The following is a 21,404-nucleotide window of genomic DNA, read 5'->3' on the forward strand; positions in this document are numbered from 1 at the left end:
GCCGAGGGCGCGGCACGGGCATGAGGCAGGATGGTCTTATGATCCCTCCCTCCCCGCGCCGAACCACGACCCTGACGGCCCGTGCAGTCCTGTTCGACATGGACGGCACCTTGGTGGATTCCACCAGCATCGTGGAGCAGGTGTGGACCACCTTTGCCGGGCGGTACGGCCTGGACATCGGGGAGATCCTGCGCTCCTCCCACGGGGTCCAGGCGATGGACACGGTCCGCAGGTTTGCCCCGGCCGGTGCCGACGTCCATGCCCTCGCGGCCGAGCTCGGCCGGATGGAGCTGGCCGAGACCCGCGGCATTGTCCCGGTACCGGGCGCGCTGGCGCTGCTGGCGGTCCTCCCTGCGGATGCCGTCGCGCTGGTGACGAGCGCTTCACGGGACCTGGCCGAGGTCCGGATGGCTGCCGCGGGGATCGAGGTGCCCGCCGCCTCGGTCACGTCCGAGGATGTCACCCGGGGCAAGCCGCACCCTGAAGGGTACCTTCGGGCGGCCGCTTTGCTGGGGGTGGACCCGGCCGACGCGGTGGTGTTCGAGGACGCCCCCGCGGGCATTGCCGCAGGGGTCGCCGCCGGGATCCGGACGGTGGCGGTCGGGCCCAACGCCGGTGAACTGCCGGACGGAGTGTTCCACATTCCCGACTACTCGGGGGTCTCGGTGAGCACGCAACTGACCCGCGCCGGGCTCCGGACCCTCGCCTTCAGCTTCTAGGCCCTTCAGTTTTAGGCGCGGCGCCTACCCCGCCAGCAGGTACACGGTGGTCCCGCCCACGGTCCGGGCAGAGAAATTGGCCTGCACCCAGGCGGCTATCAGGGCGGCATCATCGGATCCGCTCTCGCCCTGCATCGTCCGCCCGGCGATGAAATAGTGGATCTTGCCATCGGCCACGTACTGCTGGAACTGTGCCAGCGTGGGCGCGGGATCGGTGCCGTTGAACCCGCCCACGGCCATCACCGGGAGCTGCGTGGCCAGCTGATAGCCGGCGGCGTTGTTGGACCCGACGACGGCGGCGGCCCAGGTGAATTTGCCGGCGTTCGTCTGCAGCGCGGTGACCAGGGCCGCCGACGGCGCGCTGGCCCCCAGCAGGCCGCCCATTCCGCCTGCGCCGCCCGCGCCGGGGCCGCGGACCAGGCCGGTGCCGGTCCCAGCGCCGGTGCCGTTCGCCGCAGCTGCCCCGCCGATGCCGCCCGGCGCGCTGCCGAAGGCGGGCGGCATTCCCGCTCCGCCCCGGCCGGACACGGCCGGCCCGGCGCTGACGATCGACCCGCTGTGGGCCGTGGCCGCGGTGGACAGCGAGTACGCCAGCGGCCCGGCGAGGGCTGCGGCGACGGCGAGCGCCGCCGTCGTCCGCGCCATGATTCCGGACGCCGTGATCCCGGATCCCTTGATGCTGGCGTCTTTGAAGGCCGGGGCCGCGGCCGCCAGCACCAGGCCGGCTGCCGCGAGCGAAACCAGGAGCACCACCCAGCGCAGCCACGGAAGATACGTCGCGGTGCGGCCGAGGAGCTCGGAGGCCATGGTCCCCGCGGCCACGATGGCCGCCGCGAGCACGGCGACCGCCACGGGCTGGTCCCGCCGCTGCCAGAGCAGGACCCCGCCCAGCCCGGCGAGCCCCGCGATTCCGGGAGCCAGCGCCACCATGTAATACGGGTGGATGATCCCGGCCATGAAGCTGAACGTCAGCCCGGTGACCGCCACCCAGGAACCCCAGATGATCACCGCGGCCCGTACGGCGTCGGTGCGCGGGGCCCTACGCCCCAGCCACAGCAGCCCCGCTCCGAGCAGCAGCACCGAGGGAAGCAGCCAGGCGACCTGGCCGCCGAATTCGCTGTTGAAGAGCCGGAAGAGTCCCGGTGTGCCCCAGCCGTTGCTGCCGCCCACGCTTCCGGTTTCGTCGCCGTTCAGCCGGCCCAGGCCGTTGTAGCCAAGGGTGAGTTCCAGGATGGAGTTGTTCTGCGAGCCGCCGATGTACGGCCGGTTGGCGGCCGGAATGAGCTCGACGGCGGCCAGCCACCACCCGGCGGCGACGGCCATCGCCAGGCCCGCAGCCAGCAGGTGGACGATGCGCCTGCCCAGCCCGGCCGGTGCCGCGAGCAGGTACGCCACGGCAAAGCCCGGGACAACCAGCAGGACCTGCAGCTGCTTAGTGAGAAACCCGAAGCCCAGGAGGACCCCGGCGAACAGGAGCCAGCGCAGGCGCGCATCCTGGATGGCGCGCAGCACGGCGTAGGCGGCCGCGGTCATCAGGAGCACCAGGAGGGCATCGGGGTTGTTGAACCGGAACATCAGCACGGCCACCGGGGTCAGCGCCATGACCGCACCGGCGAGGAGCCCGGCACGGTGGGCCAGCCGCGGATCGGCCGTGGCGGGGGCCGCGGCCCGGCGCACGGCCAGATAGAGGAGCCACACCGTGCCGGCCCCCATGAGGGCCTGCGGGACCAGGATGCTCCAGGAGCTCAGCCCGAAGATCCGCACGGAGAGTCCCATCACCCACAACGACGCCGGCGGCTTGTCCACGGTGATGGCGTTGGCGGCGTCGGACGAGCCGAAGAACCAGGCCGCCCAGTCCTGCGAGCCGGCCTGGGCCGCGGCCGAGTAGAAAGCGTTGGCCCAGCCGGACGCGCCGAGGTTCCACAGGTACAGCACGGCTGTGGCCAGCAGCAGGGCCGCCAGTTCCAGCCGCTGCCGCCTGCTGCCCGGGCCGCGGCGCGCGGCGGCGGCCGCGGCCGGGGCAGCCGGGGCGTGCGGGCCTTGCGGGGGCCGACGGCCCAGCGGGGCTTGCGGCCCCGCCGGGTCCAGCGCGAGGGCCGGCGTCGGGCCCGTCCTGGGGTTCAGGGTGTCCGTCATGGCGCCCTAAGCCCCCAGCTTGTAGACCGTGGTGTTGCCCACGGTCTGGGCCTGGAAGTTGGCGGCGACCCAGGTGGCGACCTCGGAGTTGCCGCCGCGGCCCCCGCCCATGCCGCCCAGGCCGCCGCCGGAGATGAAGTAGCCGATCTCGCCGCGGTCCACCATGGCCTGGAACTGCGCGAGCGTTGGGTAGGGGTCTCCGCCGTTCCAGCCGCCGAGCGCGATTACGCTGGTGCCCGTGGCGAGTTCCAGGCTCGCGGCCTGGGTGGCTCCGGAAACAATCGCGGACCACTTGGCACCGGAGGACTTGAGCAGGGTGGTCAGCTCGGCCGAGGTGGTCTCCCCGCCGGGTCCGCCGGGCGCCGCGGGCGCGCCGCCGGTCTCGGCGTTGGTGTCGGCGTTCGCGCGGTCGCCGAATGCCCTGCCGGCCATCCCGAAGCCGCCGCCCATCGCGGACGCGGTGGGCCCTGACGTGGGGATGGAACCGGAGTGCGGCTGGGCGACGGTTGCCAGCGTCCACGCGGTGGTGCCGAGCCCGCCGGCGAGCAGCGAGAGAACCACGACGCCGGCCGTGGCGGCCTTGCGGAGCCGGGCCGGAAGGCCGGCGAGGCTGTCCGCACGCAGGAGCAGTGCCGCGGTGGCCAGGACGCCCAGGACCACGGTGATCACCCGGAGACCGGGAAGCCAGGACGGGTCGCGGCCAAGGAGCGCAGCGGACCAGACCGAGGTGGCCAGTACTGTCACGGCCAGGACTATCCGCCCCGGCCAGTAGGACCGGCCCCGCCACAATTCCACAGACCCGATGCCAGTCAGGGCCGCGACCGCGGGGGCCAGCGCCACGGCGTAGTAAGGGTGCACGGTGCCGCTCATGAAGCTGAAAATTCCGGCCGTGACTACCAGCCAGCCGCCCCACAGCAGGAGCGCCGCCCGGGTTTTCGAGGTCCGGGCCTCGCGCCGGGTGAACCACAGGCCGGCCGCCAGCAGGATCAGGGCAGCCGGCAGCAGCCAGGAGACCTCGCCGCCGAAGCTGGTGCCGAACATCCGCGTAATCCCTGCCGCGCCGCCGAAGCCGACGTTTCCGTTGCCGCCCGGGCCTCCGGCGTTGCCTCCGAAGTTGCCTCCGCCCGGCATTCCTCCGCCGGACCCGGTGATCCTGCCCAGTCCGTTATAGCCGAACGTGAGTTCCAGGAAGCTGTTGGTCTCCGAGCCTGCCATGTACGGCCGGGCCGAGGCCGGGGTCAGCTGGAACAGGACAATGTAGCTTCCGGCCACCACCGCGATCCCGGCGGCGGCGGCCAGAAGGTGAAGGACCCGTCGGCCGAGGGTGGCGGGGGCCGCCCACACGTAGGCCAAGGCAAGCCCCGGCGCGATCAGGAAACCCTGCAGCATCTTGGTCAGGAAGGCCAGGCCGATCACCGCGCCGGCCCCGGCGAGCCACTTCCAGCCGGCCTTTTCGGTGGCGCGGGTGGTGAGGTAGGCCGCCAGCACCAGGCACAGAGTGAGCATGGCATCGGGGTTGTTGAACCGGAACATGAGGGCGGCCACGGGGGTCAGCGCCAGGGCGCCGCCGGCCAGCAGGCCCGCGGCCGGGCCGGACACCCGCTTGACAGTCAGGTAGAGGAGCCCGACGGCGGCTATGCCCATGAGCGCCTGGGGAATGAGCATGCTCAGCGCCGAGAAGCCGAAGATCCGCCCCGCGAGTGCGGGGATCCACAGTGCGGCCGGCGGCTTGTCCACCGTGATGGCGTTGCCGGCGTCGAGTGAGCCGAAGAGCAGCGCGGTCCAGTCCTTGGTTCCGGCCTGGATCGCCGCGGCGTAGAAGGAGTTGCCATAGCCCGTCGCTTCCAGGTTCCAGAGGTACAGCACCGCGGTGAGGACCAGCAGCAGGGCTGCCGAGGGCCTTACCCAGCGCGGCTGGGGTCCGAAGAGCAGCCGTTCCCGGCGGCTCTGGGACGTGGGCGGGCGGGATGCCCTCCCGGCCGACTCAGGTGCGGGGGCGGGCGAATCGTGGACCGACGGCGGGGCGCCGGCGGGGGAGTCAGCCTGGACTCCGGTGGCGGGGTTGATGGTTGAGGTCATTTACTTGGCCGTTTCTGTGCGGGGGAGGGAAGCATCGGTGACGTCGGGCGCCGGGACAGTGCTGTCGACGTCGGGCGCCGGGACAGTGCTGTCGACGTCGGGCGCCGGGACAGTGCTGTCGGCGTCGGGTGCCGGGAGAGTGTCGTGGGGCCGGCCCCGGAACACCACCAGCCGGAAGAGCAGGAATTTGACGGCCGTGGCGGCCAGGTTGGCGGCAGTGACGGTGACGAGTTCAAGCCAGCGGTCCGGGGTTCCTGCCGACGCGCCGTGAACCAGGGCGAGCGCGCCCGAGGTCAGGGCCAGCCCGATCCCGAAAACCAGCAGTCCCTCGAAGTGGTGGCGCGCCGCCTGGCTGCTGCCCTGGATACCGAAGGTGAAGCGCCGGTTGGCCGCGGTGTTGGCCACGGCGGTGGTCAGCAGCGCGAGGAAATTTGCCAGCTGCGGGTCCATGATCCCGCGGCAGAGCAGGAAGATCAGCAGGTACGCCAGGGTTGAGGCCACCCCGATGCTCCCGAAACGGACGAGCTGCCCGAAGAGGCTTCCGCCGAGACTTTGTTCCTGGGCCCGCGAGGAGGCGGGAAGCGGTCCGCGGGCCAGGGCGGCGCGCAGTTCGGGAACGGGGATCCGGCCCGAGACCAGATCCCGGCTCAGCCTAGTCATGCCCCGCAGGTCCGCGAGGGCCGTCTGGACGATGTCCACGCTGGAATCCGGGTCGTCCGTCCAGTCCACGGGGACTTCGTGGACGCGGAGGCCGCATTTTTCGGCCAGGACCAGCAGTTCGGTGTCGAAGAACCAGGCATTGTCCAGGGTATGGGGGAGCAGTTGCCGGGCCACGTCCGCCCTGATTGCCTTGAAGCCGCACTGGGCGTCGCTGAAGTGGGCGCCCATGAAGGAATGGAGCAGGAAGTTGTAGCCGCGCGAGATGAATTCCCGCTTGGGTCCGCGGACCACGCGCGAGTTGCGGGTCAGCCGGGTCCCGATCGCCAGGTCCGAGTGCCCGGAAATGAGCGGGGCAAGGAGGGGGCCGAGTGCCGCGAGATCCGTGGAAAGGTCAACGTCCATGTATGCCAGGACCGGCGACGGCGAGGCAAGCCACACCTTGCGAAGCGCGTTGCCGCGGCCTTTTTCGGCCATGTGGACCACGTTCACCTCGCGGAGCTCGCGGGCTACTCGTTCGGCCGTCTTGAGCGTTCCGTCCGTGCTGGCGTTGTCCGCGACGGTGATCCGGAAGGGGTGCGGGAAGGAGCCGAGAAGATACGCGTGGAGCCTGCGCAGGCATGCTTCGAGGTCCCGTTCCTCGTTGAAGACCGGGATGGTGACGTCCAGCACCGGTGTGGTGATGCGCGTGTCAATGGCGGAGCGCCGGCTGCCGGGTCCGGTGAATGCCGGGACGAACGGGTCCGGGACAGGCGCGTCGGCCAAAGCAGGCCCGGACAGGGCAGGGCCGGACGGCGCGGCGGCCGCAGCCGGGCCGGCCGGCGTCGCCGTGGAATGGGACAGGGTTCCTGGGGCCTGGTCTGTGAACGTCATGGCTCAACTTTCCCGTCGGCCGATATGAGGGCTTTAGGGTCAAGCTGTGCGGGGGCTGTGGAACTTTTCCGGTCCAGGCTTGCGAGCGCACAGGAGGCCCCGGATCGCGTGGATCCGGGGCCTCCTCGTGTTCTGCTGGCTAGGCTGGGCTGGCTGGTGCCGGCTTAGTACCAGTTGTGCGCGTAGTGGAAGTCCAGTGCGCCGCAGGGTGAACCGTAGCGGGACTTGACGTAGTTCAGGCCCCAGTTGATCTGGGTCCGGTAGTTGGTCATGTAGTCCGCGCCGGCGCTCGCCATCTTCGAGGCAGGCAGGGACTGAACCACGCCGTAGGCGCCGCTGCTGGCGTTCGTGGCGGTGGTCTTCCAGTCCGATTCCTTGGTCCAGAGCTTCTGCAGGCACTGCATCTGGTCCGGGGCCCACCCATAGTTGCCCAGCTGGGCGGCGGCGTAAGCCTGCGCGCCGGCGGGGTCGTCGACGGCGACCGGTGCCGGTGCCGGTGCCGGTGCTTGAACCGGGGCCGGGGCGGGGGCCGGGGTGTGAGAGGGAGCAGGCGCGGGGGCCGGTGCGTGGGCAGGCGCGGGTGCCGGAGAGGCGGCGGGCGCGGGAGCCGGCGCGGCGGCCGGCTTGGCCGCCGGGGCCGCGCTGCTGGTCGCCGGCGTCGTGGACCCAGCGACCTGGACCCGTTCAAAGTTGAGCTTGGCCAGCGGATCCGTACTGGTGACGGCCTGGGCGTCCGCAACGTTCGCTGCGCGGGCGCCCGGCTCTGCAGCCTGGCTGGCTGCGCCGCCCCCCACCAGCATTGCGCCGGCGACGGCGACGACGGCGGCACGGTGGCCGGTGATGCCGAGTGCGCCGGCCAGCCGCGACAGGGCGGACGCCTGACGCTTGGCCGGGTTGGCGCGGTGGCGCGACTTGGCGGCGGGGGAATGCGAAACGCCGTCAGGGCGCGTTTGTACCTGGGATTCAGTCATGATCGCCTCTCAACGCCTGCGGAGTTAGCTGTCGGGTTCGGATGAGGTCATCCGGCCGCACGGAATATCACGTGTCGGCTTCACCCCAAGGGCGCATGTGTGCAGAATGCCCGGGAACTCTGGGTCCCCCGCCTCTGCCTGGTCAATCGGAATCCGGGAAGCGGCAGAGTTTGGCGTCCATCCGGATATGCGGCACCGATGGGCGGCGCACTCCATCGACGCTACACGACCCCGGCGCTTAAGTCACATTTCGGTAACAGGAGTCACAGTGGCGGAGTGTCGTCTTGCGCCGGATTCGCCGGCACTCCAAGGAGCGGCGGCTGCCGGCGGTCCCGTGGCCGGCTAGGCCGACGGCGGCGTGGCCGGAAGCCGCACTGCGAACTCCGTGCGCCCGGGCCGCGAGGTGACCTCCACGGTGCCGCCGTGGGCTTCCACGATGGACTGGACGATCGACAAGCCCAAGCCGCTCGTGCCTTCGGAGGCCGGCGCAGCTCCCCGGGCCGCCCCGCGCGGGCTGCCGGAGGCGGCGCCTGAAGCGCTGCCGAAGCGGGACCCGGCAGCGGAACCGGACCGGGCCCCCGCCGTCGCGACTACGGGCTGGGCGGTGGCGGCAGGATTGGTGCGCGCGGCATCGGCCCGGGCAAAGCGGGCGAAGACCCGGCCGAGGAATTCGGGGGCGATGCCGCTGCCGTTGTCCGTCACGCTGACCACGGCGCTGCCGTCGGCCGAGCGCATGACGCCGGTGACCACCGTGGTCCCGGGCTCCGTGTGCTTGCGCGCGTTGGACAGGAGGTTGGCCAGGACCTGCTGCAGCTGGGTCGCATCCCCGCGCACCACTACGGGCTCGTCCGGGAGTTCGAGCTGCCAGGTGCGGTCCGGGGCCATGACTTTCTCATCGCTGACCGTCTCGATGGCCAGTTGGGTGAGGTCGACGTCGGTGACCCTGAGCGGTTGCCCTTCATCCAGCCGTGCCAGCAGCAGCAGGTCCTCCACCAGGGTGGTCATCCGTTCAGACTGGCTTTGCACGCGGGCGAGGGATTTCTCGCCGTCGGGCGTGAAGTGCTCTGTCATCCGCATCAGCTCGGTATAGCCGCGGATGGCCGTGAGCGGGGTGCGGAGTTCGTGTGAGGCGTCCGCGACGAACTGCCGCACCTTCATCTCGCTCTCCTGCCGCGCCTCGAGGGCGTTGGAGACGTTGTCCAGCATCTGGTTCAGGGCGTAGCCGACGCTGCCAACCTCGGTGCCGGGGTGGGCGGCGGATGCCGGGACACGCACCCCGAGGGCCACCTCGCCGGCGTCGAGCGGGAGGCGGGAGACCTTGGTGGCAACCTCGGAGAGCTGTTCCAGCGGCTTCATGGTCCGCCGGATCACGGCCGTGCCGGCGAGGCCGATCAGCACCAGGCCGCCGGCAGAGACCACGGCCATGGTCCAGACGAGCGACGCCAGGGTGTTTTGCTTTTCTTCCAGCGGAAGCCCGGTGACAATGATGTCGCCATAGGGGGCGCGCACGGCCATTAGCCGGTAGGCGCCGGCCGAGAGGGTCCGGTCCACGGGCACACCGTTCGGGGTGAGCGCCAGGAGGACGGCGTTGTCATTCGGGGACAGACTCTTGCGGGTGGCATCACCGGCCAGGAAGCCGGGGTTGCTGACCACCCCGTCCCTGATCCGGGCGTTGAGGGTCCCGACGCCCTGCCCTCTGGCCTCGAGCGGGTCAGGGCGCGGGCCTGAATCGTCGGAGGAGGGCCGGCCGAATTCGCTCGAGCGGTGGGAGGCCTGGCCCAGCTGGGTGTCGAGCTGTCGGGTCAGGAACAGGTCCATGGAGGCGTAGCTGAACAGGCCCACCGCGCCGCAGATCGCCACGAGCAGCGCCATGGCGACCAGAACCAGGCGGGTGCGCAAATGCCAGGTGGAGGGGTTGCGCCAATCGCGCCCGGGGGCGCGGATTACGCCGGAAAGTGAGGGCACGGATCAGTCCGCCGGTTTCAGGACGTAGCCGGCGCCGCGCACCGTGTGGATCATGGGCGCATGGTTGGCGTCGAGCTTCTTGCGGAGGTAGGAAATGTACAGTTCCACGATGTTCGCCTGCCCGCCGAAGTCATAATCCCAGACCCGGTCCAGGATCTGGGCTTTGCTGATGACCCGCTTGGGGTTTTCCATGAGGTAGCGCAGCAGTTCGAACTGCGTGGCAGTCAGGTGCAGCTCCTCGCCGCCACGGGTGACTTCACGGGTGTCGACATTGAGCACAAGGTCCCCCACCACGAGTTCGGCCGTGTCCATGGCGGCCACCCCGGAGCGCTGGACCAGCCGATGCAGGCGCAGCAGGACTTCCTCCATGCTGAAGGGCTTCGTGACGTAGTCATCGCCGCCGGCTGCCAGGCCCGTGATGCGGTCCTGAACGGCATCCTTGGCCGTGAGGAACAGCGCCGGCACCTCCGGCGCGAACGCGCGGATCCTGCTGAGTAGCTCGACGCCGTCGAACCCGGGGAGCATGACGTCCAGGACCAGCACGTCGGGGCGGAAATCCTTGGCAATCCGGACCGCTTCGGGGCCGTCCGCCGCCACGGCCACGGACCAGCCGGCCATCCGCAGGCCCATGCTCATGAGCTCGGAGAGGCTGGGCTCATCGTCCACAACCAGGGCGCGGATGGGCGAGCCGTCCGGATGCGTGAGCTGGGGAAGGTTGTTGGTCATGGAGTGCGAAGTGGCCATTGGACAACTCTCCGATCTGCCGGTTAGGCGGGGCTTTGGGGACCCTGTGCGGCACCTGTGAATCCCAGCCTAGCGAGCTGGACGCCTCTCCGGGGCCCTGCCGGACTCCATTGGCGAAACTTGCGGCAGGTCCTCGGCCGCACGGAAGGTCACGGGCACGGAAGGTCACAGGCACGGCTGCCGGGCCGCACAGCCCAGGCACAGGATCGCTCAGCACGCTGGGGTGAACACCGATCCGCACCCTGAAGGAGAAACATCATGAGCGGTCAGCATCCCGGAACCGGTTCCGGAGCAGCCCCCGAGCCCACCGTCCGCACCACGCCGGCGCCCGTGCCGGTGAGCACACCCCCCGGGGCCGGGCAGGGCGACGCCGGGTACTACCACCCCGCATACTCCGACGCCGGGCAGCGCGACGCAGGGTACTCCGACGCAGGGCAGCCGGCGCCGGCCACGCCCTCCGGCTGGGGCGCGCCGCCCCCGGCGTCCCCCTATACGGCGCCGTCCCCGGGCTGGGGCATGCCCCGGCAGGAGCCCTCGGCGCCCTCGGACGCAGCGGGCTGGGGTGCGCCGGGAGCGTTTCCCAAATCACCCGGCACGGCCAGGCCCTGGACGCCGCGGCGCGGACTTGCCGTCGCCGGAGCCGCGGCAGTCCTGGCGGTCGGCGCCGGCGTGGGGGTCTACGCGCTGACCTCAAGTTCAGCTGCAGCCAACGGAACGGCGCTTGGCGCGGCAGGCGGTGCGGCCGGAGGGCAAGGCGCGGGCGGCCAGGGTTTCGCCCCGGGGATGCCCGGCTCCGCGCAGGGGGGAATCGCCGGCGGCGGGGTGGCCGGGCAGGGCGGCCGCGGCGACTTCGCGGCTGGCGGCATGGGCGGCGGACTTTCCGCGGCCGTGCATGCCGAATACGTGGTGCTGCAGGGAAGTTCGTACACCACCATGGCAGAACAAATCGGCACGGTCAGCGAGGTCAGCTCGTCCTCCGTCACGGTCAAGAGCAGTGACGGTTTCACCCGCAGCTATGCGCTCGGCAGCGACGTGGTGGTGAGTAATCTGCAGCAGCGCCGCCAGCAGGCCGGCGGCACGGGCACCCAGTTAAGCGTGGCGGACATCGTCGCCGGCGGGACAATACGGATCGTGGCGGCCAAGGACGGCTCAGGCTACACCGCAGAATCCGTGATGGTTGTGGCGGCTACTTCCACCGGCCAGACCAACTGAATGCTCCGCGCGGGTCATGCCCGCGGACTCCGGCGGGTCCGGCGGGCATGACCACTCCGTGGACACCGTCGGGGCGGGGCGGCGAGGCCCCGGTTTTGCTGAAATGCGATGCTGTGAATCATTTCCGGACATCAACTGCCTCATCCGAACAAAATTCGGCGCAGTGGGCTTTTGGGCAACCCTCCCGGAAAAACAGTTGTTATTTTATTACACGGGCAGAATTGTGACTTGCGCTACAATTCGGGAATCCGTCTCACTATGTGGGACCCGGAGTCCATTGTTACTTGCACGTTCGCATTGTTACGTTGCACACTTCAATTGTGAACAAGAACTCAACAGCATCTGCAGACGCAGCGTCCTGGATCAGCACACCCGCTGATACCGAGATGCGCTGTTGTCGAATGCACGCCTAACTCTCACACCCCAAGAGTTTCAGGCATTCGCCCCCCAGCCCAGAGTCGGGCGCCCCTCCCCAGTTTTCATTGCGGGGAAAGTAGCATTCGAGCCGCGATGACGGCCATTCACATTGAGGTAAGCATTCCATGTCAGTTGCATCCGGATACGTCCACATCTCCGTCCGTAACGCCAGCAAGGCCGGCCAGGCCTCCGGCATCCGCCAGGGCTTTGGCGGCCGCTCCGCATTCGCCCCCGCCGGATCCGCGGGCAGCTTCCCGGCTCCCGGATATGCAGCACAGGGATACAACCCTGACTCCTACGGCCAGCTCCGCGCCGTTCCGCCCGCCCCCGCCACTGCGCCCACGCCTGTGATTGCCCCGGGCTCCGGCCCCGTGCGTCCGGCCCCCAGCGACAACGTCGCCCGCGGTTTTGTCCTCTACATGGGGATTGATGAGGAAACCGCGGCTGCTGCCGGCACCTCGATTGCCAAGCTGGCCCAGGAGATCCGGGCCTATGCCCAGTCGCTCGTAGCCGGCGCCGAAAGCTACGCTGCCGTCGCCGTCGCGCCGGCCAGCGCCCCGGGTTCCGCCCTCGACGTCGTCCGCTCGACCTTCGGCGACCCCACTGCCGGCGCCCGCCAGCGCACCGAGGCGGCGCGCCTGCAGCAGCCTCAGGATCCGAGGCCTTCCGGCGTGCTGATCGACCTTGCCCGCCGTGAGGTGCACCTCGACGGCGAGTCCCTGAACCTGACGTTCAAGGAATTCGAACTCCTGAACTACCTCGTGGAGAACGGCACCCGCACCGTGGGCCGCGATGAACTCCTCGAGGGCCTGTGGCGGAACGCCGAGGAGGTCCCGAACGAGCGGACGATCGACGTCCACATCCGCCGCCTCCGTTCCAAGCTCGGCCGTCTCGCCAACACGGTGCGCACCGTGCGCGGCCAGGGCTACCGGTTCTACGAGCACCCCGAAGTTGTGGTTTGGGCCGCTCCGGAATACTCCATCTAGCCTGAGCATCACGCAAAGCGTCCGTCCCTGCAAAAGGGACGGGCGCTTTCGCTTTCGCGGCACGATCCCCCTCGGTGCCTCCGCACGCTCGGGAGCGGGCCGCCGCACTAGGATTGGGTCATGAGCGCCCATCACATCAAACGTCTGGTGATCATGCGGCACGCCAAGTCCGACTGGCCCGGCGGCGTCGCCGACCACGAACGGCCGCTCGAAGAGCGCGGCCACAAGGATGCCCCCGTGGCCGGAAAATGGCTGCTCAAGCACGGCATGGTCCCCGATTTCATCCTCTGTTCCAGTGCCCTCCGGACCCGCCAGACCTGCACCTGGGTTTGCCACGCCCTGGGCGACAAGGCGCCGACGCCGAAACTCGAGGACGGCCTGTACGCCGCTTCCGCCTCGCGCATGCTGGCCGTGATCAACCATGTCCCGGACACCGTCAACACGCTCATGGTGATTTCGCACATGCCGGGCGTGCAGGATCTGGCCATGCATCTGGCGTCGCGTGATTCCGACCACGATGCCTACATGGACGCCGCGACCCGCTATCCCACCAGCGGGCTGACCATACTGGAGACGGAAAAGACCTGGGCCGAACTCGACGGGCAGGACGCCAGGCTGACCCACTTCAAAGTTCCCCGCGCCAAATAGCCGCCGAGCTGGGCGGATGTTCATCCCGCCCCATAGCTACCGGTTCCATTCTGCGGTTTACTGTTCCTGTTTGGTGATGTTGTTTTTACAGCGTTTGGGGCGAACGGTACAACCTAAGAGAAATGGTGGATCAACGTGGATTCAGGGCAACTCGTAGGAGTCATTGTCGGCATCATCATTGTGCTGGCAATCATCGCGGTGGCAGTCATGGTCAGCCGCAGGCGCAAGGTGGCCGCGGACCGCAACCGCGCTGCCGAGATGCGTGAACAGGCCAAGGCGGACGAGCTCTCCGCGCAGGAACGTGAGGCCAAGGCGGCGCGGGCCGAAGCGGACGCGAAGGAGGCCGAGCTCGAGGCCCAGCGCCTGCGGGAGGAAGCCCGCGGCCGCCAGGAGGAAGCCGAAAAGGTCCGCTCCGGCGCGCAGGAGCAACTGCGCAAGGCCGACGAATTGGACCCGGATGTGGTCACCTCCGAACGTGACCGTGCGGCGGGGGACATGACGGCCGGCGAGAGTCCGCGGTCCGACACAGCCGCCGGCGGGCCCGTTTCTTCCGAACCACTTCCCGCCGCGCCCGCCTCCGGCCGGCGCGCTGCCGCCGAGCCTCTTCCCGGCGAGCCTCGTCCTGCCGGGCCCACGTCCGGCGAGCCCGTTCCCGGCGAGCCTCGTCCTGCCGGGCCCACGTCCGGCGAGCCCGTTCCCGGCGAGCCCGTTCCGGGCGAGCAGGGGAGCCGCCCGGATATGCCCCGCACCGACACCGCACAAGGTCCGGATGCCGCTCCCCGCGACGGCGGCCCACGGAACCTCTGATTAACTTAGGCGCGAAACCGGAATCTAGCCGGGGTGCCTAGCGGCGGACGGAGGGCCGGGCGGGCGACTTGGCCGCGGGCGGTTTGACCGTTGTTTTAGCGGCGGGTGTGCGCGCGGGTGACTTGGCCGCCTGCGACTTAGCGGACGGAACCCTCGCTGCCGCCGTGGCAGGAGACGTGGCGGCGGCCCGGGGTGCCGCCGGGCGCGCGGCGGTTCCCCGCGCCGTCGGACGCGCGGCCGGTCGCGCTGCGGCGGCCCGCGGGGCGGCTGACCTGGCCCCGCCGCGTGCGGCCGGCGCCGGGCGGCGTCGTGCAGGGTGCACCGGGGAACGCGGGCCGCGGCGCCTGCCGGGCAAAACCGTGCCGGCAAACAGCAATAGCAGGGTCACGGCTCCGGCGGCCGCCGAGAGATAGAAATACAAATCCGGATGCGCGGAATCCACGCGGGTGGACAGGGCATCAGGGTCCGGGTTGAAGGCCAGCCCCCACTGGCGCAGGAAGGCGATCCCGAAGGCGATGAACAAGATGCTGCCCAGGCCGCTCGCGGCCAGGGTCTTGTGCCGGCGCCGGATCACCACCTCGGTCACGCAGGCTACATAGGCCGTGGCGGAAGCCCCGACGAACCACAGAAACACCGTCTCGTGCAGCGTGATCGCGGTCAGGACCAGGAGTGCGAAGGCAGCGAGGAAGGAGCCGATGGCGATCCTCCCGCTGATACCCATGTGACGCATGTGAACAATCATGCCTGAGCGGGCGGCTGCTTCACGACGTAGCCGCGCATGGAGGCCATAATTGCCGCCACGCTCTGTTCCCTGGTCCGTTCGGGGTTGTACGTCTGGCGGTCCAGGCCCACCACGAAGCACGCCCCGAAGATGGCCGTTTCGAGACTGCCCCGGGACACGCCCGGGTCCACGGGATAGGCGGCGGCGACGCCGTCGATGGCGGAGCCGATCACCGCGAGGAGTCGGCCGCGGAGCTCGGCAAAGGTGTCCTGCCACTCGCTGGGGGTCCGCCAGTTTTCGCTGACCCAGAGGCGGGCGAAGGACGGGTACTCGGCCATGAAGTCCATGGCTTGGCCGATCATTTCCTCCATGGCGGCGAGGGGATCGGCGGAGTCGTCCCGGACGCTCAGGAGCCGCGCCATGAGGATGTCCACGCCGTGCCGCAGGAGCTGGGCGATCAGGTCCGATTTGCTGCCGAAGTTGTAATACACCGTGCCCTTGGACACCCCGGCGGCGGTGGCGATCTCGTCGACGGTCACGCCCGCCGCGCCGCGCTCTCCGATCAGGTCCATGGACGCCTCGAACAGTTTCTGCTTCGTGGCGTTCGTCCGGCCGGGCCGGAGCTTTTTCTCCGCGTCAGCGGAGCCTGCCGTGCTGCCGCCACTGGGGCTGGTGGTCATACGGCGATCTCCGGTTTCAGTGTCTTGAGGGTCCAGTATTTGTTCTTGCGGACGGCAGCGGTGGACATTGCCAGTCCCAGCAAAGTGTAGCCAACCAGGCCCAGCATGGTGGGCAGGATGCTTGCGAGGTCGGCACCATAAATCAGGTGCCGCATGCCGCTGACCACGTAGCCCATCGGCAGGATCTGGTGCACCGCGTGCAACGGCTCGGGCGTGGTCTGCCAGGGGAACGTGCCGCCGGAAGACACCAGCTGGAGCACCAGCAGGATCAGCACCACGAGCTTGCCGGGCGAGCCCAGCAGCGCCACCACGCCCTGGATGATTGCGCTGAACGCCATCGCGGCCGCCAGCATGAGGAACCACATCAGCACCGGATGGGCCGGGTCCAGTCCGAGCCCCACGTCCACCACCAGGGTCAGCAGGCTCGCCTGGACGGCGGAGACCGCCAGGAACGGAAGCCAGCCGCCGGCGGCAATCTTCCAGGCCGGTGCGTTCGAGGCCAGCGCGCGCTGGGTCACCGGCCGCATTGCCTGCACCAGCATGAAGATGCCGATCCACAAGGCCAGCGTGAGGAAGAACGGCGCCAGCCCGGCGCCATAGGACCCGGCCTTTGCCTGTGAGACATTGCTGACGGCAACGGGGTCGGCCATCACCTTGGAAAGGCTGTCCTTCTGGGCGTCGTCGGGATTGGGGACTTTGCCGGCGCCGCGGGCGAGTTCACCGGCGAGGGTTCCCGCGCCGTCGGAAGCCGTGGCGGCGCCGCTCTCCAGCTGCGCCGCGCCGTCGTCGAGTTTCTGGGCCCCCTGCGAGAGCTTTCCGGCGCCGTCCACCGCGTTCTGCTGGCCGGCGGCGAGCGCGGCAGAGCCGATGGCCAGCTGGTCAGCCCCGGCGGAGGCCTTGGCGACGGCGTCGCTGAGGGCGGGTGCGGCACCGGCCAGTTGCGCTGTCCCTCCGCTCACCGCTGCGGCACCGTCGGACAGTTTCTGCACCTGGGCGGCGGCAGCCTGCAGTTTGGCAGCTGACGCGGACGCGGACGTCGCCGCGGGGGGCGCCGGCGTGGCGTCGACTTCGGCCACCACCTTGTCGGCCTGGTCCTGGGTGAGGACCCCGCTCGCGACCAGACGGCTGGTGGACGCCACTACCCGGGCCCGCTGGCCCTGGGCGGCGGCTTGTTGCGCGGCCTGTTGGGCGGCTGCGAGCTGCCCCGGGATGGCCTGCATCTGGGTGTTGAGCGCGGCGTTGCCGGCCGCCACCTGGGCGGCGCCGTCGGCCAGTTGTTGGGCGCTGGCGGGCAGGGCTGCCGTCTTGTCCTTGAGCTGGGTGAGGCCGCTGCTGAGCTGGCCGGCCCCCGCGCTGAGGGACGAGGCGCCGTCCCGGAGTTTGACCTCGCCGTTGTATAGCCCGGCGGCGCCGCTCTTGAGCTCGCCGGTGCCTTGATGCAGGGTCACCGTGCCGTCGTGGAGCCGGGTGACGCCGTCGGCCAGCCGGGCTGCGCCGTCGGAGGCCTTGAGCATCTGCGTATGGATGGTGCCGAATCCGGTGAGAAGCCGGTTGGCGGTCTCCTCGCCCACCTCCTTGGCGACCGTAGTGTGCACGGCGGTGGTGAGCTTGTCCACGATCGTGCTGAGGAGATAGTTGTTGGCATCGTTGGTGGTGACATTGAGCATGGCCTGGTTGGCGGCGTCGAAGCTGCCGGGGGAGGCCAGATTCGCGGAGAAGTCCTTCGGGATCTTGAGCGCGAACGCGTAGGTGCCATTACTGACGCCCTGATCGGCTTCCTCGGTGCTGGTGACCGTTTTCCAGTTGAAGACGTGGCCGTCCACCAGGCTCTCGGCCACCTTCCGGCCAGCCTCCAGCCGCGTGCCGTCGGCGGATGCGGCTCCCGTGTCCTGGACCACCAGGGCCGCATCGATCTGGTTCAGCTTGCCGTACGGATCCCAGTTGGCGTAGAGGTACACGGCGCCGTAGAGCAGCGGGACGAGGGTCAGGGCCAGGATGGTCAGCTTGGGAAGCAGCCCCCCGGTCATGCGTTTGAGCTCGGAGCGGGCCAGCCGCAGCACAGTCACTTTGCGTCCTCGGTTTCGGATAGCAGGATTTCGGGTAGGAGCGTTTCAGGTAGGAGCGTTTCAGGTGACGGGCCCGCCGGATCGAGGCGGCCGGTCGGAAGGTCCTGGCGCTCGTCGGCGCTGGTTTCCCCGGTTGTGGGGACGGCGTTGCCGATCACCGCGGCGGGTCCCGTCCAGCCGAGGGGAATGCGGGTCACGGTGGCGACGACGGCGAGCGGGCGCCCGGCGCTGTGCGCCAGTTCCTCCAGCCGCGGCAGCCAGTCCGCCGGGTCGCCGCTGTGCCGGTCGGGGGAGTCCATGACGAGCAGTTCCGTGTCCGGATTGGCGAGGGCGAGCGCCGTGAGGAGCTCGAGCCGCCGGCCGGCGGGCAGTTGCTCGGTCCACAGCCCGGCGATGTCATCGAAGTTGTTCAAGTGCAGCCAGGGGGTGCTGCGCAGTGCGCCGCGGTGGCGGCGCGGGATCAGGGCCAGATCCTCCGTGACGAGGTCGCGGACGCTCAGGTGCTGCTCGGGCTCGTTGACGCCGGGGGAGTCGACCACGCTGCTCGCCTGCCGAAGCGTCTTGATGCCGGCCTTGCCGTCCCAGCCGATGGTTCCCGAGCTGGGGCGCATTCGTCCGCTCAGGGCCAGGGCAAGGGCCGTCCGCTGGTCCTGGCGGGGGCCCTCGACGAGCAGGAGCTCGCCGCGGGGGACCTCCAGTGACGTGGGCGGCAGCAGGTCATCCCGCCGGCCGGTCACGGAGAGCTGTTGTACGCAGAGCAAAGCAGGCCTTTCGCAGAAACGGTGTCTGCTTCAAGACTAAATAAACTGACCGGTCAGTTCAAATAAGATCGCGCGGATGTGATGCACCAGACGCACCCGCGTCCGCCAGGGCTACCGCGCGGCCGGCCGCGGCGGGTTCAGAGCCCGTATTCTTCCAGCAGGCGAAGCCAGACCTCGCTGATCGTGGGATACGAAGGCACGGCGTGCCAGAGGCGGTCCAGCGGCACTTCCCCGACCACCGCGATGGTGGCCGCATGCAGGAGTTCGGCCACATCCGGGCCCGCGAACGTGGCGCCGAGCAGCACCTTGCGGTCCTCGTCGATGACTAGCTGCGCCCAGCCTTCGTAGTGCTCCGCATGCAGGGAGGATCCTGCCACCTGGATGGGGAGCTCCACGGTGGAGGCCCGGAACCCCTCCTTTTCCGCCTGGGCCAAGGTCCGGCCGACGTTGGCCAGCTCCGGGTCGGTGAACACCACATTCGGCACTGCGTGATCGTAGGCCGTCTGGGCGAAAGGGGACCATGGTGCCGGCTCACCGGTGAGCTCGCCCTTCGCCCTCGCGGCGATGGCATCACCGGTGGCCCGGGCCCCGTATTTGCCCTGGTGGGTCAGCATGGCCCGTCCGGCGGCGTCGCCTGCAGCGTAGAGCCACGGGTTGCCGGACGCCTCGTTGTCCGTGGCGTGGTGGACTAGGCCGGTGGAATCGGTGGAGAGCCGCAGGGGGCGGCCCTCGGGGGCGGACAGGCCGACGCTGTCCAGGCCGATCCCCTCCAGCGCGGGGTGCCGGCCTGCGGCGACGAGCAGCTTGTCTGCCGTGATGCTGGTGCCCGCAGCCGCAGCCGCAGTCGCGGCCGCACCCTCGGCCGAGTCGGCGCCCGGAGCGTGGTCCGGACTGTGCATGGCGCCCCCGTCGAGCACAAGGGTGAGGGAACCGTCGTCGTTCTCGCCGACGCTGCGCGTGCCGGTATGCAGGCGGACGTCGACGCCGTCGGCGCGCAGGCCGGCCGCGACCAGTTCGGCGGCCTGTTCCGGGAAGGCGCTCAGAAGGGCGCCGCGGGCCACCAGCGTCACGGAAGCGCCCAGGCGGGCATAGGCCTGGGCGAGTTCGACTCCGGCCACGCCGCCGCCGAGCACGGCGAGCCGGCCGGGAACCGTGCGGGCGGACGTCGCCTCCCGCGTGGTCCAGTACTCGATGTCGTGAAGCCCCTCGACCGGTGGCTGATTGGGCGTGGACCCGGTGGCGACCACGACGGCGTGCCGGGCCGTGAGCGCGTAGCTATTGCCGTCCAGGCCGGCCACCTCCACCTGCCGCGGGGCCGTAACCCAGCCGTGGCCGCGGATCAGTTCAATCCCGGTTTCCTCCACCCACTTGACCTGGCCGTCGTCCTGCCAGTTCGAGGTGAAATAGTCCCGGCGCTTGAGGACTGCGGCAGCATCCAGGGTGCGCGTGACGGCTTCCCGGGCGCCGGGAACGGTCTGTGCGCCGTGCAGTGCAGTGCCTGGCCGCAAAAGGGCCTTCGACGGCATGCAGGCCCAGTAGGAGCACTCGCCGCCCACCAGTTCGGCCTCGATCAGCACCGCCGTCAGGCCGCCGCGGACCACGCGGTCCGCCACATTTTCCCCCACGGCGCCTGCGCCTATGACAATGACATCGAATTCCCGCTCCAGCTGTGCCGTCATGCCAACAGCCTACGCCGCGGCCACCACCTGCCCCGGGCGGGCGCTCCGGGCGCCGGCGGCGTTGATTCCGGCGTCATATGCGGGGCGGGGCCCTTTGCAGGAGCGGAGACCATCGCTAATGTTGGGACCATAATTGGGGGAGGGACGGCTATGGCCGCAGGCAATATCACAGCAGGCAACACCACACCGCTGGCGAGGTTCAGTGCACGGACCCGGCTTCGGGCGCTTCAGGCGGACATCCTGGAGCTGATCCTGGAGCGCGATCTGGGTCCCGGGGACCCGCTGCCGACAGAGAACGAGCTTACGGCCGCACTCGGCGTCGGGCGCAACACGCTGCGGGAGTCACTGAAGGCGCTGCAGGCCGTGGGTGTCATTGAGATCCGGCACGGTTTCGGCATGTTCGTGGCCCCGAGCAACTTCGATGCCCTGACGGACGGGCTGACCTTCCGGGCCCGGATGTCACTGCGCCGCCACGGGGAGGAGGCCATAAAGCTCGTGGAGGTCCGGCAGGCGCTAGAGTCCGGCCTGGTGGGCGCCGCCATGGACCGGATCACGGCGGAACAGCTGGCCGGCATGGAGGAATCCGTGCACCGGATGGAGGCCCTGGCCGCCGCCGGGGAGTCATTCATCGAAGCCGACGCGGAGTTCCACCGCAGATTATTCGAACCGCTGAACAATGAGCTGTTGATCAGTCTCATGGACGTGTTCTGGGAGGTGTACCGCCGGATTCACCTCGAACTCGGCGGACCGTTCGCCGTCGACCTCCATGAGACGGCCGCGCTGCACCGGAGGATTTACGAGGCTGTCGCCTCGGCTGACAAGGCGCTCGCCGCCGAGCGGCTCAGCGGCCATTTCGACGGAATCCGCAGCGTCATCGTCCAGGCCACGGGCTGACCACGGGCTGACTAGGGGCTGAGCCGGACCGCTGCGCAACCCGTCCCGCCGGTTGCCCTATCACTTGTGGCTGCTATCGGGCCGGCATGAGGGCCATAAGTGACAGGGCAACCGGACAGGCAGGGCTTAGGCCACGGCTTAAAGCAGAAGATCCGCCCCGGCGTACCGGAGCGGATCTTCTTTTCTTCTGTGCGCCCAAAGGGATTCGAACCCCTGACCTTCTGTTCCGTAGACAGACGCTCTATCCAGCTGAGCTATGGGCGCATTCTCGGCTCTTGGAGAACTTCTCTCTCCCCGAACCTCGAATTACTTTACGCGAGCCCGGGCCTAGTTACAAATCGAAACGGGTGTAATCTGGCCGACTAGACCGGTCTACGTGACCTTAGTCA

The 21,404-nt window shown here is 69.6% G+C and carries 17 protein-coding genes, 1 tRNA gene and 1 riboswitch; of the genes, 6 read left to right on the forward strand and 12 right to left on the reverse strand.

The window, feature by feature from the left end; genetic code table 11:
• The first annotated feature begins 38 nt into the window (after positions 1-38).
• Positions 39-719 (forward strand): HAD-IA family hydrolase, encoded by a 681-nt coding sequence (locus tag C8D78_RS13205; RefSeq protein ID WP_244208392.1) that lies wholly within the window; start codon positions 39-41, stop codon positions 717-719.
• Positions 720-743: 24 nt separating this feature from the next.
• Here the strand turns inward: C8D78_RS13205 and C8D78_RS13210 are convergent, their stop codons facing one another.
• From C8D78_RS13210 to C8D78_RS13240, 6 genes are all read right to left on the reverse strand, one after another.
• Entirely contained in the window at positions 744-2,855 is a 2,112-nt protein-coding gene (locus C8D78_RS13210; RefSeq protein ID WP_120954333.1) for an ArnT family glycosyltransferase, read from the reverse strand.
• Positions 2,856-2,861: 6 nt separating this feature from the next.
• A complete protein-coding gene (locus tag C8D78_RS13215) occupies positions 2,862-4,934 on the reverse strand; it encodes a glycosyltransferase family 39 protein (RefSeq protein ID WP_120954334.1) in 2,073 nt (690 codons plus the stop codon).
• The gene (locus C8D78_RS13220; RefSeq protein WP_244208393.1) at positions 4,935-6,464 is read right to left on the reverse strand and encodes a bifunctional glycosyltransferase family 2/GtrA family protein; all 1,530 of its coding nucleotides are present in this window, start codon (positions 6,462-6,464) and stop codon (positions 4,935-4,937) included. It lies immediately after the preceding gene.
• A gap of 164 nt (positions 6,465-6,628) precedes the next feature.
• Positions 6,629-7,435 carry an aggregation-promoting factor C-terminal-like domain-containing protein gene (locus C8D78_RS19715; protein ID WP_167467909.1) on the reverse strand — a complete coding sequence of 269 codons (807 nt, stop codon included), beginning with the start codon at positions 7,433-7,435 and terminating at the stop codon, positions 6,629-6,631.
• A riboswitch (cyclic di-AMP (ydaO/yuaA leader) is annotated at positions 7,434-7,604 on the reverse strand. Its footprint overlaps the gene before it by 2 nt.
• A gap of 173 nt (positions 7,605-7,777) precedes the next feature.
• Positions 7,778-9,400: a HAMP domain-containing sensor histidine kinase gene (locus C8D78_RS13235; RefSeq protein ID WP_208641951.1), complete on the reverse strand. Its 1,623-nt coding sequence runs from the start codon at positions 9,398-9,400 to the stop codon at positions 7,778-7,780.
• A 3-nt stretch (positions 9,401-9,403) separates the two neighbouring features.
• On the reverse strand, positions 9,404-10,144 hold the full coding sequence (locus tag C8D78_RS13240) for a response regulator transcription factor (RefSeq protein ID WP_120954336.1): 741 nt from the start codon (positions 10,142-10,144) through the stop codon (positions 9,404-9,406).
• A gap of 258 nt (positions 10,145-10,402) precedes the next feature.
• Here C8D78_RS13240 and C8D78_RS13245 point away from each other — a divergent pair, with 258 nt between their 5' ends.
• The 4 genes from C8D78_RS13245 to C8D78_RS13260 all read left to right on the forward strand — a co-directional run bounded on the left by C8D78_RS13245 (position 10,403) and on the right by C8D78_RS13260 (position 14,214).
• Positions 10,403-11,356, forward strand: coding sequence for a hypothetical protein (locus C8D78_RS13245; protein WP_244208394.1), 954 nt, complete (start codon positions 10,403-10,405; stop codon positions 11,354-11,356).
• A gap of 542 nt (positions 11,357-11,898) precedes the next feature.
• Positions 11,899-12,759 carry a winged helix-turn-helix domain-containing protein gene (locus C8D78_RS13250; protein WP_120954337.1) on the forward strand — a complete coding sequence of 287 codons (861 nt, stop codon included), beginning with the start codon at positions 11,899-11,901 and terminating at the stop codon, positions 12,757-12,759.
• A 120-nt stretch (positions 12,760-12,879) separates the two neighbouring features.
• A complete protein-coding gene (locus C8D78_RS13255; RefSeq protein ID WP_120954338.1) occupies positions 12,880-13,407 on the forward strand; it encodes a SixA phosphatase family protein in 528 nt (175 codons plus the stop codon).
• A 135-nt stretch (positions 13,408-13,542) separates the two neighbouring features.
• Complete coding sequence (locus tag C8D78_RS13260) at positions 13,543-14,214, forward strand: hypothetical protein (protein WP_120954339.1); 672 nt, start codon at positions 13,543-13,545, stop codon at positions 14,212-14,214.
• A 37-nt stretch (positions 14,215-14,251) separates the two neighbouring features.
• On the opposite strand, the gene C8D78_RS13265 is transcribed toward C8D78_RS13260, so the two are convergent.
• The 5 genes from C8D78_RS13265 to C8D78_RS13285 form a co-directional block, all read right to left on the reverse strand.
• Complete coding sequence (locus C8D78_RS13265; RefSeq protein ID WP_147429594.1) at positions 14,252-14,944, reverse strand: hypothetical protein; 693 nt, start codon at positions 14,942-14,944, stop codon at positions 14,252-14,254.
• An 8-nt stretch (positions 14,945-14,952) separates the two neighbouring features.
• Positions 14,953-15,615 (reverse strand): TetR/AcrR family transcriptional regulator, encoded by a 663-nt coding sequence (locus tag C8D78_RS13270; RefSeq protein WP_120954341.1) that lies wholly within the window; start codon positions 15,613-15,615, stop codon positions 14,953-14,955.
• On the reverse strand, positions 15,612-17,681 hold the full coding sequence (locus C8D78_RS13275) for a YhgE/Pip family protein (RefSeq protein ID WP_120954342.1): 2,070 nt from the start codon (positions 17,679-17,681) through the stop codon (positions 15,612-15,614). Before C8D78_RS13275 ends, C8D78_RS13270 begins: the two co-directional genes overlap by 4 nt.
• On the reverse strand, positions 17,678-18,442 hold the full coding sequence (locus C8D78_RS13280) for an ABC transporter ATP-binding protein (RefSeq protein WP_120954343.1): 765 nt from the start codon (positions 18,440-18,442) through the stop codon (positions 17,678-17,680). Before C8D78_RS13280 ends, C8D78_RS13275 begins: the two co-directional genes overlap by 4 nt.
• A 137-nt stretch (positions 18,443-18,579) precedes the next feature.
• The gene (locus tag C8D78_RS13285) at positions 18,580-20,121 is read right to left on the reverse strand and encodes a dihydrolipoyl dehydrogenase family protein (protein ID WP_120954344.1); all 1,542 of its coding nucleotides are present in this window, start codon (positions 20,119-20,121) and stop codon (positions 18,580-18,582) included.
• Positions 20,122-20,271: 150 nt separating this feature from the next.
• On the opposite strand from C8D78_RS13285, the gene C8D78_RS13290 reads away from it, so the two are divergent.
• Positions 20,272-21,015, forward strand: a complete 744-nt coding sequence (locus C8D78_RS13290) for a FadR/GntR family transcriptional regulator (protein ID WP_120954345.1) — start codon at positions 20,272-20,274, stop codon at positions 21,013-21,015.
• Between the two features lie 190 nt (positions 21,016-21,205).
• Here the strand turns inward: C8D78_RS13290 and C8D78_RS13295 are convergent.
• Positions 21,206-21,279: transfer RNA gene (locus C8D78_RS13295), tRNA-Arg, on the reverse strand.
• Between the last annotated feature and the right edge of the window lie 125 nt (positions 21,280-21,404).

The sequence above is a fragment of the Arthrobacter oryzae genome (assembly GCF_003634095.1).
GTDB classification, from domain to species: Bacteria; Actinomycetota; Actinomycetes; order Actinomycetales; family Micrococcaceae; genus Arthrobacter; species Arthrobacter oryzae.